The 14,813-nt window shown below is 38.6% G+C and carries 10 protein-coding genes and 1 other annotated feature; of the genes, 7 read left to right on the top strand and 3 right to left on the bottom strand.

The genetic code is table 11. The features are described 5' to 3' along the window. Window positions 1-42: 42 nt before the first annotated feature. From RBQ60_RS08465 to RBQ60_RS08445, 5 genes are all read left to right on the top strand, one after another. The gene (locus tag RBQ60_RS08465; RefSeq protein ID WP_307883274.1) at window positions 43-354 is read left to right on the top strand and encodes a PadR family transcriptional regulator; all 312 of its coding nucleotides are present in this window, start codon (window positions 43-45) and stop codon (window positions 352-354) included. Further along, window positions 351-1,550, top strand: a complete 1,200-nt coding sequence (locus tag RBQ60_RS08460) for a DUF2812 domain-containing protein (RefSeq protein ID WP_307883273.1) — start codon at window positions 351-353, stop codon at window positions 1,548-1,550. The genes RBQ60_RS08465 and RBQ60_RS08460 overlap by 4 nt, the downstream gene beginning before the upstream one ends. Before the next feature lie 132 nt (window positions 1,551-1,682). Continuing rightward, window positions 1,683-1,896, top strand: a binding site (T-box leader). 51 nt (window positions 1,897-1,947) lie between these two features. After that, window positions 1,948-2,967: a phenylalanine--tRNA ligase subunit alpha gene (gene pheS, locus RBQ60_RS08455; RefSeq protein WP_331654174.1), complete on the top strand. Its 1,020-nt coding sequence runs from the start codon at window positions 1,948-1,950 to the stop codon at window positions 2,965-2,967. Between the two features lie 43 nt (window positions 2,968-3,010). Beyond that, a complete protein-coding gene (gene pheT, locus RBQ60_RS08450) occupies window positions 3,011-5,410 on the top strand; it encodes a phenylalanine--tRNA ligase subunit beta (RefSeq protein WP_307883272.1) in 2,400 nt (799 codons plus the stop codon). Between the two features lie 1,382 nt (window positions 5,411-6,792). Continuing rightward, window positions 6,793-9,003 carry a methyl-accepting chemotaxis protein gene (locus RBQ60_RS08445; protein ID WP_307883271.1) on the top strand — a complete coding sequence of 737 codons (2,211 nt, stop codon included), beginning with the start codon at window positions 6,793-6,795 and terminating at the stop codon, window positions 9,001-9,003. Between the two features lie 174 nt (window positions 9,004-9,177). On the opposite strand, the gene RBQ60_RS08440 is transcribed toward RBQ60_RS08445, so the two are convergent. Further along, on the bottom strand, window positions 9,178-10,203 hold the full coding sequence (locus tag RBQ60_RS08440) for a YeiH family protein (RefSeq protein WP_307883270.1): 1,026 nt from the start codon (window positions 10,201-10,203) through the stop codon (window positions 9,178-9,180). 168 nt (window positions 10,204-10,371) lie between these two features. Here RBQ60_RS08440 and RBQ60_RS08435 point away from each other — a divergent pair, with 168 nt between their 5' ends. Then, complete coding sequence (locus RBQ60_RS08435; protein WP_307883269.1) at window positions 10,372-11,244, top strand: LysR family transcriptional regulator; 873 nt, start codon at window positions 10,372-10,374, stop codon at window positions 11,242-11,244. A gap of 22 nt (window positions 11,245-11,266) precedes the next feature. Here RBQ60_RS08435 and RBQ60_RS08430 read toward each other — a convergent pair whose 3' ends face one another. Next, entirely contained in the window at window positions 11,267-11,956 is a 690-nt protein-coding gene (locus RBQ60_RS08430; RefSeq protein WP_307883268.1) for a YoaK family protein, read from the bottom strand. 15 nt (window positions 11,957-11,971) lie between these two features. After that, on the bottom strand, window positions 11,972-13,504 hold the full coding sequence (locus RBQ60_RS08425) for a YifB family Mg chelatase-like AAA ATPase (RefSeq protein WP_307883267.1): 1,533 nt from the start codon (window positions 13,502-13,504) through the stop codon (window positions 11,972-11,974). A 196-nt stretch (window positions 13,505-13,700) separates the two neighbouring features. Between RBQ60_RS08425 and dprA the strand changes: the two genes are divergently transcribed. After that, window positions 13,701-14,795, top strand: coding sequence for a DNA-processing protein DprA (gene dprA, locus RBQ60_RS08420; protein WP_307883266.1), 1,095 nt, complete (start codon window positions 13,701-13,703; stop codon window positions 14,793-14,795). Window positions 14,796-14,813: the final 18 nt, after the last annotated feature.

Below are 14,813 nucleotides of genomic sequence, written 5' to 3'. Positions count from 1 at the left end.
GATATATGATATTCATTTATTGATATTATGGAGGGCGATAAATTGGCTAAAAAAGCGTTTGATGGTTTAACAGAAAGCATGTACTACATTTTGATGGCTTTTTGTAAAGAGGAAATGTGCGGTTCGGATGTGACCCAGTATATTGAAAACAAGACAAAGGGTAGGGTGAAAATTGGCCCAGGAACACTTTATACAATTTTGGCACGATTTGAAGATGAAAAAATCATTGAAGAAACAGCGGTAGAAGGAAGAAAGCGATTTTATGGAATTACAGAAAAGGGGATAAGTCTGTTTAAGGATGAACTATTACGGTTAAAAACCTGTATTTTAGACAGCGAGGAGGATATTTTATGAGATTAGTAAAAAGACTGATGCCCGTAAGTATATATGATATTACCCAAGTAGAAGCATATCTTACCCATATGGCATCAAAAGGATATTTCATAAAAAAAATCAAGATACTCACTTCCTTCGAAAAGGGCACTCCTGAAAAAACCAAGTATCGCTTAGAGCCTGTCAGGAAACAGCGTGAAGAACCGGCACAAGAAATGCTCCTATTCTATGAGGAACAGGGGTGGGAATATATTTGTACGACTGGTTTGTTTCATGTATTTAAATCAACAAGGGAGGATGCAACGGAAATACATACCGATTCAGTTACCCAAGGGGAGACCTTTGACTTTTTAAATAAGCAATTAAAGTTTCTTTTCTGGTTGATAACGGCCCTTTATTTATTTTCTGGAGGAATGATACTTTATTCAAGCTTTATCAATGATCGTCCCCTTTATTTCAGTACTGAATATGGTGGTTTAACTTCAAAAGTTACGATAATTATCCTGTTTGTCTTTACTATTATTCATAGTCATCGAGATTACAGGAAAATGAAACGACTAAAGGAGCAATTGGAATCAGGGGTAAGAATGAATCATAATCATCGTTATAAACCCCGATATCAGCATTGTTTTGAATTTGTGCTTCCACTGTTGATCCTTATTCCAATGTTCTCAATAAATTCCTATGCAATAAATGCGTCTTGGGAAAAAAGTCTATTGGAGTACGATGGGAATCTTCCTACAATTTCTATAACAGAATTAGAAAAGAATCCTGATTTCTCTTTTGAATATGATGATGAATCTGAAGGACCTTATGAAAACTATATATCATATCACTGGTCTGAATTAGCACCTCAAGTCTACAATGTAGAAGAACGAGGGCTGATAGAAGGGCAGATGTGGGAAGATAACTCAGGAACCTATTCTCCATCCATGGAAACAGAGTTTTATCGCATGCGGTTTCAGTTTCTTGCCAAGCCTCTGTTTGAGGAAATAATCGATTATCATACAGAAAGGAATCACTATGAAAAGATTGAATATCATGAATTATTGGATACAAAATTTGATCAGGCAACACTAGTTTCGACCGATAATACCCAAATGTTCTTTGGAAGAATAGGGAGAAAGGTGATTTTCATAAAGTATTATGGCCATGAAGACCTTAAAGCTGTGATGAATAAGATGTTTGAAGCCGTAAATAATTTTGAAGAAGCATAGTGAGTTGGGAAAGGGAGTAAACATTAATTTTACTTCCTTTTTATTACCTCATTCTGATAATTTCATAAAAATCTGGTTTTTGCCTTGACTTTCTAGCTTGTTGTGATAGAATAATTTTTATATTGAAATATTAAAATAGCTATGAAAGTGAAAAGTATACAAACAAAGGGCATCAGAGAGAAAGCGTCATCGGCTGAAAGCGCTTTGGCACAGGAGTTTGTAGAAGTTCCCACTGGAGCTGGTTTCCTGAACAATAGTAGGGAAGTCCGTGTCATGCACGTTACGCATTTTGAGTGCCTGTGTTTGCAGGAATTTGGGTGGTACCACGGAAGTCTTCGTCCCTTTGTCGGATGAGGGCTATTTTTTTTGGTTAAAAGTAAGTGAGAGGAGAAGTGTTATGAAGGATAAACTGAAAATGATCCATGATAAGGCCATTGCAGCGTTTCATGGAGCAACAGAAATCAAAGACATTGATGAATTAAAGGTAAAATACCTTGGGAAGAAAGGCGAATTAACAGCCATCTTAAAGGAAATGGGTAAGCTTTCCGCTGAGGAACGTCCCATCATTGGCCAGTTGGCAAATGAAGTGCGACAGGATATTGAAAATAAACTGGAAGAAGCAAAGAAACGCTTGGAAGCGGCTGAAATTGCTTATCGTTTGGAAAAAGAAAAAATCGACGTTACGATGCCTGGCAGGGTACAGCCAGATGGCCATAAGCACCCTATGAGCATCGTTATTGATGAAATCAATCATATTTTCATGGGAATGGGCTATGAAGTAATCGAGGGTCCTGAAGTTGAACAGGAATACTATAACTTTGAAGCATTGAATATCCCTGCAAATCATCCTGCAAGAGATGAACAGGATACCTTCTATATTGGCAATGGTATTCTTTTGAGAACACAAACATCTCCCATTCAGGTGCGTACTATGGAAACTGGCAAACTGCCTATTCGTATGGTTTCCTCTGGTACTGTTTTCCGTTCTGACGAGGTGGATGCAACCCATTCTCCTGTATTCCATCAGTTAGAAGGCCTTGTAATCGATAAGAATATTACTATGGGCGACTTAAAAGGTGCGTTAGCCGTATTCGCAAAAGAATTATTCGGTGAAAACACAAAGGTTCGTTTCCGCCCTCACCATTTCCCATTCACAGAGCCCAGTGCGGAAATGGACGTAACTTGTTTTGCTTGTGGCGGAGAAGGCTGTCGTGTTTGTAAAGGCGAAGGCTATATCGAGCTTTTAGGCTGTGGTATGGTTCATCCTAAAGTATTAAAAATGAGTGGCGTTGACCCTGAAGTATACAGTGGTTTTGCTTTTGGTATGGGTCTGGAACGTGTTGCTATGCAGCGTTACGGCATTACAGATATGCGTTTGTTGTTTGAAAACGACGTGAAATTCTTGAAGCAGTTCTAAGACATACCGAGAGAAGCTTTTATTTGAAAGGAGAGTTATTATCATGGATTTACCGATTTCCTGGTTAAGAGAATATGCCGATGTAAACGTAGGCATGAAAGAATATATTGAAGATATTACAATGAGCGGCTCTAAAGTAGAAGGCTACACTACTTTAGCAGAGGAAATTAAGAACATTGTAACTGGCTATATTAAGGCTATTGAAAAGCATCCCGATGCGGATAAATTGCAGATTTGCACCATTGATGCTGGACAGGGCAAGGATTTAACCATCGTAACAGGTGCCCAGAACGTGAAAGTAGGGGACTATGTACCAGTTGCATTAGATGGTGCGGTGATTACAGGGGGAAAAGAAATTAAGACTGGCACTTTGCGTGGTGTTGTGTCTGAGGGTATGCTTTGTTCTGTTGAAGAATTGGGCTGTGATAATCATGATTTCCCCGAAGCACCTGAAGATGGTATTTATATTTTCCCCGAAGCAGTGGAATTGGGCAAAGATGTTGTTGATTTATTAGATATTAGAGATATTGTGGTTGAATTTGAAATTACTTCTAACCGCCCTGATTGCTTTAGTATTTTAGGTTTAGCACGTGAAACTGCTGCAACTTACAAAGGTGAATTTAGATATCCTGAAATCACTGTAAAAGAAGAGGGGGAAGGCAAGATTGAAGAGATGATTTCCGTGGAAATCAAGAACCCTGAGCTTTGCCCTAGATATATTGCAAGAGCCGTGAAGAATGTGAAAATTGGTCCTTCTCCTCGTTGGATGCGTAAGAGATTAAGAGCCGCAGGTGTACGCCCCATCAACAACATCGTAGACATTACGAACTACGTTATGTTGGAAATGGGTCAGCCTATGCATGCTTTTAATATTGATTGTATTGCTGATAGAAAAATCATCGTTAGAAATGCAGAGGCTGGCGAAAAAATCGTTACCTTGGATGGCGTAGAAAGAACATTGAACGAATCCATGCTGGTTATTGCAGATCCTCAAAAGGCGGTTGCCATTGCAGGGATTATGGGGGGCGAAAACTCCATGATTAGCGAAGATGCAGAGGCGATTTTATTTGAATCCGCAAACTTCAATGGTCCCAATGTGCGTATTACAGCAAAAAATGTTGGCTTACGTACAGATGCTTCTAGCAAGTATGAAAAAGGTTTAGACCCTAATTTGGCGTTAGATGCCGTAAACCGTGCCGTTCAACTTGTTGAAATGCTTGGTGTTGGTGAAGTTGTACCAGGTATGGTGGACTCCTATCCAAATAAGCGTGAACCTTGGGAACTTTCCTATTCACCGGAATGGATTAACAAATTCCTTGGGACAAATATTTCCGAAGATGAAATGCAGGCAACTTTTGAGCGTTTGGGCTTAATTGTTGATCGTGCAAACCATACAGTAACTGTACCCACTTACCGTCCTGACTTGGAAGCACAGGCGGATTTGGCAGAAGAAGTTGCCCGCTTCTATGGTTATGACAAAATTGAAGCCACTTTAGCGGCAGGCACACCAACAGTTGGTAAGAAAACTTATGAGCAAAATATCACTACATTGGTTAAGGACACCATGATTTCCGACGGCCTTTGTGAAGCCATGACATACAGCTTTGAAAGCCCAAAGGTATTTGATAAGCTGCTCATTCCCGCTGACAGCAAGTTGAGAGAAACCATTACCATTTCTAATCCTTTGGGTGAAGATTACAGCATCATGCGTACTGTTTCTTTCAATGGCATTTTGGCATCCTTGTCTACAAATTATAATAGACGTAACGAACAGGCTGGCTTATTTGAAGTTGCTAGAGTTTATATGCCAAAATCGCTGCCCTTGACAGAATTGCCCCACGAAATTCCTACATTGACCGTAGGTATGTACGGAAATATGGATTTCTTTGACTTAAAGGGTATTGTTGAACATTTGGTGAATGTACTTGGTATGACTGATGTTGTGGAATATTTGCCTGAAAATGATATTGCTTGGATGCATCCTGGAAGAACTGCAAGCGTGAAAGTAAACGGAGATACCATCGGTTACTTAGGTGAAGTACATCCTGTGGTTGCCAAAAATTATGAAATCGGTACAAAGGCTTATCTGGCAGTTTTAGATTTGGAGAAACTCATTGGCTATACAGATAAAAATGTTACCTACAAGCCATTGCCTAAATTCCCTGGAATGACAAGAGATATCGCTATGCTTGTAAAAGAAGATATTACTGTAAAGGAAATTAGCGACATTATCAAGAAAAATGGTGGCGAATATTTGGAAAACGTAGAGCTGTTTGACGTTTACAAAGGCGCACAGATTGAAGCAGGTTATAAATCAGTAGCATACTCTATTTCTTTCCGTAGTGCAGAAAGAACATTGGCAGATACCGATATTGCTGATGCAATGCAGGAAATTTTAAACGGCTTGGCATCGGAATTAGATGCCCAGTTAAGAGATAAATAGTATTTCGAATCGCATTCTAAATAGTAAGACCTCGTTTCTATTGTGACGGGGTCTTTTTATTTCAATTTGTGAGCAAAAAAGGACACCCTTATAGAAACAATAAGGAGGGATAGGGAAGGAGAACTAAGCAAAATCATTGTTAATCAAGCCACAAGGATAACCACAGTTGCCTTCTTACAATATTTACTAATATTAAGATGACTTAAGTTCGTGGTGTTTTAACGGTTTATTCCCAAAGAAGATGTTACGATTATGCATACTACCTTTTATAAGAATGGTGCATTTAAGAAAAATTATGTCTACTTCTTCTTCAATAGGAAGATTGAAACGTTTCGGGAATCACTCCGCCAACAAACCGAAGTTAAATTCGAAATCAAATAAAAATTCTTTTGTTGGTTTATCTGATTATTCTATGGGTGCTATCAGTTCCAAAGTTACAATAAATTTTTTAAAGCAAAAGGTAGGGGGTATTAACTTATATTAGAAGGACATGGAAAAGGTGTAACTCCTTATTCTTCGTCATTTCGTAAGATGGTAGCTTCCTTTAAACTATGATTAGATTAAATTAGCTAGTAGTTAAATATATGTAACTATCATTTGAATATAGAAAAAGTTCCTGTTTATTTGTAGGAAAAATATACTGTATAACCAAAAAAATAACAAAAGTAATAAAATTTTTTTTGGTTTTTTTAAAGTTTGTGATAATTGTATATTACAGGTTCATACAAAAAAAGAAATTTGTGGGTTTTTTGCAAGACAATTCGTTGAATTATGACAACTTTCGAATTATACTATTATTGGATTGTTATTAATTATTGCTATTCATTCCCAATTTATATGCAAGCAAAGAGGATACCTGGATATATGGGAAAGGAGGATTGTCATAATATTATCAATAACCTTTTAATTAAGCTTTTGCAAATTATTTTAAGGTTAAGTGATAGGTATTCCTGGGATATTTTCAGTTTATGTTCAAGAACTGCTTAAGTGGTTTTGTATATTCATCGTACACTATTTTTAAATTTGAGAAAAACTTAATGTTACATCATTCTCTTATTTTTTTTATTTATTTATAATGTAGAACGCTATTCTGAATTTCTTGCTCTGGCAAAGAGAAAAAGTAATCTTGATTTTACCATAATCATATCTAACGATTCTTTTCTTTTTTTGAGAGCAGGGAAAAATCTAGTCTAAGGAGAACAGTAGTAAAAAAGGATTAGGGTGCTCATATTTTGTAAACAAAAGAAAAATCAGAAATACGAGGATTACAAGAGAGTCTTATTATTCCTAGATGGGCTATCAAGTTGGAAGAAAAGAAATAGTTAATTACAATGGGTAATTATTATTTTGGTGTCTTTGATCATTTTATACGGAGGTTTAGAATGTTAAGAAGAATGAAACTAGCAACAAAAATAGCAGTTGTTTTAGGGGTAACCCTAACGGTATTGTTAACGATCTTGGTATCTACTTCAGTAATTCAAGCAAGTAAAGCAGTAAAATCTGGAATTGATGGTGAATTTGACGGAATCTCATCAAAAAATGCTATGATTGTACAAGGTATTATCAATCAGGCTAATGCCACTGCAAAGGATATGCAGTTTTATTTGCAAAATAAGTTTGAGACTGCAAGTAACCTTACAGCAGAGCAAAAAGCTATTACAAAGCCTAGTAGGGTATATAATGCTAATTTGCAAGAAGTAAGCGCCACTATGGAAGATTATGTGTTAAACACGGCGTGGAGTGTTGTAACAAATAATGATGATATAACTGGTGTGGGGATATTCTTTGAACCCTATGCTTTTGACCCATCCGTTAAGGATTATGCAATCTATATTGACGAAGAACTGGCAAAGAAAAAAAGTGTAAAAATTGAAGGTGAATCTGCAAATTATTCCAATGAGGATTTCTATCGTATTGCAAAGGAAACACAGCAGCCATACATAACAGATCCTTGGGAATATAATGGGGAAAACGTAAGTACAATTTCTTACCCTATAATTTTTAATAATAAAGTTAAGGGTGTTGTAAATGTTGATATTTCGGTATCTAACTTTTCTAAAATTAATGCAACAAACGAAAAATATCCATCCATGTTTGCCAATATTTTGTCACAAGATGCTGTATATGTTTACGACAGTACCTCTGATGAAGTAGTTGGGGTTAATATGAAAGACTATAACACACCAGAGGTTATGGAGGAACTGTTTGAAGGCTTTGCCACAAAGGCACCTTTTCAAATGGTAACTTCTTCTACTCACGTAGATGGTTCTACAACAGAGGTTACAAGACACTTCAATCCCATTAACTGTGGTACACAGGTTTGGTGGGCACAATCTTCTTTGGATACAGCAGATTTGAATAAGGATGTTAGCGACCTTACAATAACAATGTTAATTATATCTGTATTGGCATTGGCGATTATTATCGCCGTAGTATTTATTTTACTAAGAAAAATGCTTAAGCCTGTGGGTGGTGTAGTAATGGCCGCTGAAAGCCTTTCTGTAGGTGATTTCGATATTCACTTGGATGTTGATAACGAGGATGAAATCGGAAGGTTATCTGAATCCTTTAACCAGACTGCAGCCAATATTAAGACACTCATAAGCGACGTTGGCTATGTTCTTGGCCAGATGGCGCAGGGGAATTTCCAAATTTCAACCCAGTGTGAAGATCAGTATAATGGGGAATTTAGAAAAGTTTTATTGGCTATGCGTGGAATTAAAGAACAACTTAGCGGCACTTTGATTCAAATCAATCAGGCGTCAGCCCAAGTTTCTGCCGGGTCCGATCAGGTTGCTTCTGCTGCGCAAGGGTTGTCCCAGGGGGCTACTGAGCAGGCATCTTCTATCGAGGAACTTTCTGCAACTATTATGGAAATTTCTGAACAGGTTAAGAAAAACGCTGAACACGCAGCCAATGCAAAATCTGTAGTAGAATCATCAGAAGGTCAGGTTGAAGCAAGCAGTAGCCAAATCAGAGACATGGTAACTGCGATGGAGACCATCAGTGACAAGTCAAAAGAAATCAGCAAAATTATTAAAACAATTGATGACATTGCTTTCCAGACAAATATTCTTGCTCTAAATGCGGCTGTTGAAGCAGCACGTGCAGGGGAGGCAGGCAAAGGATTTGCAGTTGTTGCCGATGAGGTACGTAACCTTGCAGGAAAATCTGCCGAAGCTGCGAAAAACACAGCGGCTTTAATTGAGGAAACTGTAGATGCAGTAGAAAAGGGTGCGGGCATGGCTGAAAGCACAGAAAAAGCCATGAGCATGGTTGTTGAGGGCACCAACTCAGTAACAAAATTGGTAGAACAAATTGTGGATGCATCCACAGAGCAAGCTACCGCTGTAAGTCAGGTGACTCTTGCTGTTGAGCAGATTTCTGGTGTTGTTCAAAGTAACTCTGCAACGGCAGAAGAAAGTGCAGCAGCATCTGAAGAATTGAGTGGACAGGCTCAGTTGTTGAAGGAATTGGTAGATAAATTTAGACTTTCCAATACTGCTACAACACAGTATGATGATTCTTTCGTTGATACATTTGATTATGAAGATGAATTTGAACAGGATTTAAGTACAAGTTCAAAGTATTAATAAGGAATTAATTTGGCGGTACCGATTGCTGAGATTCACCATATCGGTACTGCTTTTTCCATTTGCAGAATAGGAAAACTTAAAAAAGCCTGTTACACTCAAGTTTGAATGTAATAGGCTTATTCTAAAGGTTTTTATAACAGGGCTTTGCTTGTAAGGGAAAAGAAATTTACCTTAAATAATGCCCATGAAATATTCAACGGCAAAGGCAACGATAACCACAAGAATGGAAATGATAAACCCGTGGACCATAGGCTGATAGCCAGATTTTTTCATCTCCTTAAAATCTGTATTTAAGCCAATGGCGGCAAGGGCAGCAACCATGAGGAACTTACTTAAATTTTTTAGGCTTGCAGAAATACCCACTGGAATGAGACCTATACTGTTTAAAATTGACATTCCAACAAAAAATAGGATGAACCAAGGAAAAATCTTCGTAAACTTCACTTGAGAAGTGATACCAACATCCTTTGCAACCGCCAGTTCTTTTTTCTTTAACCTCATGTGGATGATTGCAAAAATAAGGACTGTGGGAATAATGGCTAAGGTTCTAGTTAATTTCACCATAGTTGCAAAATCGCCGGCTGCTTCAGAAAAGGCATACCCAGCGGCAACGACGCTGGAAGTATCGTTTACAGCTGTGCCAGTCCAAAGACCATAGGCCATGTCACTTAGGCCCAACGCCTTCCCCATAATGGGAAAGAGCACAATCATAGCCATATCAAATAGGAAGGTGGCACTGATGGCGTATGCAATATCTTTATCTTCCGCCTCAATCACAGGGGCAATGGCTGCAATGGCAGATCCACCACAAATGCCTGTGCCCGCAGAAATTAAGTTTGAAAGCTTCCATTCCAGGCCCAAAGCCTTTCCTACAAAATATCCAACACCAAAACAAGTAAGTAAGGTAAAGACCATAACCGTTAAAGAAAGCCGCCCTACAAGTAAAATCGTTCCGATACTTAGGGACGCACCCAGTAAAACGATGGCAAACTTCAAAACCTTTTTTGAAGTAAATGTAATTCCTGGTTTTGTTATGTCGTTGGGCTTATAAATTTGGTGAATAAACATACCAATAAATAGGGCAATTACCGAACTGCCAATGAGATGTATTGGTAATAAACCTTCTAATAATTGGGCAGTAGCCGCAATGATGATTGCCAAAAGAAACCCTGGTATAATTTGAGTGATTTTATTCATTTGAAACGCCTCCGTGTGTATAAGTACTTTTTACCTCTCTGGTATAAAGTTACCATAATTTATAGATAAAATCAAATTATGATATTTTATAAAGTATAAAAATATGTTATAGTATAAAGGCGGTCACATATATGAAAATATATACGAACAAAACAAGGAGGGATGGGTATGCTAGATCAGAAATTGACAACTTTTTTGGCTGTGATTGAAACGGGAAGCTATACGGCGGCGGCAAAGCGATTGCATTTGACACAGCCCGCTGTGACCCAACATATTCAAAAACTAGAGGAGCATTATGGTTGTCAATTGTTTACCCAAGAAGGCAGAGCCATGCGTCTGACGAAGGATGGTGAGTTTTTTCTACATTACACGAAAATGCAGCAGTCCAACGAACGACAGTTGGTGGAAAAATTGGAAGGAAATCACCGGCCATTGTATATTGGCAGTACCCTTTCCATTGCCGATTATTATTTGCCCCCTATGCTGTATTCTTTTTTAGAAAAGAACAATGGGGGACTCAATATTACCGTTGCCAATACAAAGGTACTACTGGAAAGCTTGCTACAGGGAAAGCTGGATGCCGCATTTATAGAAGGTATTTTTGATCGGAAACTTTTTGAGGCAGAGGTGTTTTGCATAGCCAGATTTATACCCGTGGTATCAAAAAAACATCCTCTTTTGAACAAAAAAATTGATTTGTCGGATTTGTATTCCTACCCTCTCATACTTAGGGAGTTTGGTTCAGGAACACGGGCAATTTTTGAAAGCTATCTAGCACAGCAAAATGACTCTATTACCTCCTTTGCCTCCACTTGGGAAGTGAGTAGCTTTGTGTTGATTAAGCATTTGCTAGAAAACACAAATGCTGTATCCTTTATGTATGAGGCAGTGGCGGGAGAGGAAATTAGTATAGGGGAGTTGGGAACCCTTGAGATTGCCGATTACCAAGTCAGTCATCCCTTACAATTTGTTTATTTAAAAAACAGCTTGGATCAAGATAAAATCATGACTTTTTACAGTCAGTGTGTTGGTCTCCAATAAAAAAGGAATGTAGAAAATACACTCAACATTCCTTTGAAATTTCTTTACCTTTTTGCTGGAAAAATAGCATAAAAAAGGCTATAGCCAGAAGAACACAACAAAATAAAACAGACTTTGCCCCAACTAAGGGAGTAACCATTGCCCCAACAGCCGCACCACAAATAAAAACAAAAATTATACTAAAATATAATAGAGCTTTTTTGCCTGCAGTGCCATCTTTTTCAAAGGTAAGATGCACCAGTTGCTCTGTTCCACTTCTTAAATTGCCTGTACACATGGTTGTGGCATAGGGCAGGCCATGGATAGTGCGAAAACTTTGCACTTGCATAGCACAGATAAAGGAGATTAAAACGTTGGCGAAAATATCTCCCTTTCCAATAGGTAGAAAGGCAACAAATATTAATACCAAAATCTCGATCACGAGGATTCTTTGTCTCCAGTGAACCCCGTTTTTTAGGCCAAATTTCCTTTTTATAAATTCAACTAAAAAGATTCCGCAAACAAAAGCGAATATGGGGATTAAATAATATAGGGCATGAAGGAAATTCCCTTGAACAAGCTGAATAGCCAGCAAGATCATATTTCCAGTCTGGGCATTTGCAAAAACGCCGCCTCTCGCAATAAAAGTATAGGCATCAAAAAAGCCACCTGCAAAGGCCAAAATGGCGCCGATGCGAAAGCTTTCAGATATGGGACTGTTCCACTGTTTCATTTAAAACTCCTTTAATTAAAGCATATATTTGCGGTCTAAAGAGCGGTATTGTAAAACTTCTGCTAAGTGAGGCAAAGTAATATTCTCACTGCCGTCTAAGTCCGCAACGGTTCTTGCTACTTTCAATATTTTGTGATATGCCCTAGCGCTTAAGTCTAAACGCTCAAAGGCATTACGAAGCATATCTTTTTCTTTCGTTCCCAAGGAGCAGTATTTCTCAATTTGTGCAGCACTCAGTTGGGCATTAAAATAAATTCCTTCCTTTTTATAACGCTCTAATTGAATGCCATGGGCCTTCAAAACTCGCCGCTTGATTTTGGAAGAAGCCTCGCCAGATTCAATACCCTCTAAGTCTTCATAAGTTACCCCAGGCATTTCTACCATAATATCTATTCTGTCCAAAAGAGGACCGCTAATTTTACGGTTATATTTTACGATTTCGTTCATAGAGCAATGGCACTTATTTCCGTCTCCTAAATAGCCGCAAGGGCATGGGTTCATGGCCGCAACCAACATAAAATCCGAGGGGAACGTTAAGGTGCCATTCACCCGAGAAATGGTTACTTGGCCATCCTCAAGGGGCTGGCGCATAATTTCTAGAGCCCCTCGTTGAAACTCCGGCAACTCATCAAGAAATAAGACTCCATGATGGGAAAGGGAGATTTCACCTGGTTTTGGAATTCGACCGCCACCCGTTAACGCAGAGGCAGAAATGGTATGATGGGGAGAGCGAAAAGGACGGGCGTGAATCAAGGAGCTTTTGCTTCGCAAAAGCCCTGCAACACTATATATTTTTGTAATTTCGATACTTTCTTCAAAGGTCAAATCAGGCATAATAGATGGAAGACGTTTCGCAAGCATTGTTTTCCCTGAACCCGGTGGACCGATCATTAAAAAATTATGTCCACCTGCCGCCGCAATTTCCATGGCTCGCTTTGCATTTTCTTGGCCCTTTACATGGGCAAAGTCCAGCAAATCAGAAGTTTGTTTTTTTTGGAAAAGTGTTTTAACATCCACGGAATAAGGGGATAATTTATTCTTGCCTAAGAAATGCTCCGTAATTTCTTTTAGGTTATGTACAGGATAAACTTCAATTCCTTCCACCAATGCGGCCTCATCCATATTTTCCCTAGGAATCAAGCATTTTTTTATTCCATTTTGCCTTGCGCCGTAAACCATGGGCAGTACACCGTTTACAGGTCGAACGGAACCATCTAAGGAAAGCTCTCCCGTTACAAAATAGTCATCGGCAATTCCACTTTTTAATACCCCACTGGCACACAAAATACCAAGGGCAATGGGTAAGTCAAAAGAAGCACCTTCTTTGCGTGTATCCGCTGGTGCAAGGTTTACGGTAATATGTTTTACAGGGAAAGAAAACCCAGAATTTTTTACAGCTGTTCGAACTCTTTCACGGGACTCTTTTACAGCTGAGTCTGGTAAGCCCACAATATCGAAAGAAGGTAGCCCACTACTTAAATCTACCTCCACAGAAACGGGATAACTATCAATTCCCTGTAGAGCAGAACTTTGAATGATTGAAAGCATTGCAACGCCTCATTTCTTTTACAAGATAAAAATATCATATCAATATTTACCAAATTTTGCAATGAATCTGGTAAATTTCTACTATTTTATATCAAAAATTACTGAAAATTTTTATAATAATGTAATTTCTTATTGAATTTTAAAAAAAAAGGTTATATAGTTAAGGTCGTAACTCGACTTAGGAAGGAGTGCTTGCATGGAAGAATACTATTTGATGTGGCTTTCACGAATTGAAGGTATTGGTATCAAACGTATTCGGGTGCTTTTGGCGTGTTTTCAAAAGGCGGAAGCCGTTTGGAATGCCCAAAGAGAGCAGCTTCTTTCCGTTAAGGGTATTCCTGAAAAAACCGTAGATGCAATTCTTTGCTCGAGGGACGAAGAAAAGCTAGAACGGTGGATTGAGGAGTTGGAAGAGAAGGAAATACAGTTTTATTCTTTTCTTCATCCCCAGTATCCTAGCTTGCTAAAGGAAATTTATAACCCACCCATCGGTATTTATGTAAAGGGGGCATTGCCTGAGGATGATATAGACAAAGTATCCTTGGTTGGGGCAAGACGTTGCTCTCGTTATGGTGCCGGTGTTACGTATCGCATTGCTCAGGATCTTGGTAGGGCCAATATCGTTGTTGTCAGCGGTATGGCAAAGGGCATTGATACGATGGCGCATAAGGGTGCAATGGATGGCTCAGGACAAACCATAGCTGTTCTTGGCTGTGGCGTTGATATTTGTTACCCAGCGGAAAATAAAGAGTTAATGGAACAAATTACAAAAAATGGATGTTTAATTTCTGAATATCCACCAGGCACAGAGCCCAATCCCCATCACTTCCCCAATCGTAATCGAATTATCAGTGGTCTGTCTAAAATTCTTGTGGTTGTTGAGGCGGGGAAAAGAAGTGGAACGCTAATCACAGCGGATTTGGCACTGGAAAGTGGTAGAGACGTTTTTGTGGTTCCTGGAAATGTAACCAGTGCTTTAAGCGAGGGTACGAACAATTTAATAAAGCAAGGATGTCCAGTTATTACAGAAAGCAATGATATTTTATTAGAATTGGGCATTATTTATAAAGAAGAAGAAAGACAAACTTTTTCGAAACAAATGGCGGAAAAGCTAACCCCTGAGGAAAGAGAAATTTATGATGAAATAAGAGACAAAGAGCCTGTTTTAGCAGAAACCATTTGCAGGAAGCTGCATAAAAATATACAGGAAGTGCAGTATATACTTTCCTTGTTAGAAATTGCGGGCTATATACGAAGAGTTCCCCAATCAGGCTATATCAGGGAAGGTTAAATTTTTGAGGTGAAGTAT

The sequence above is a fragment of the Anaerotignum sp. MB30-C6 genome (assembly GCF_030908465.1).
In the GTDB taxonomy this organism is placed as follows: Bacteria; Bacillota; Clostridia; order Lachnospirales; family Anaerotignaceae; genus Chakrabartyella.
This window is presented reverse-complemented; position numbering and strand designations above follow the sequence as displayed.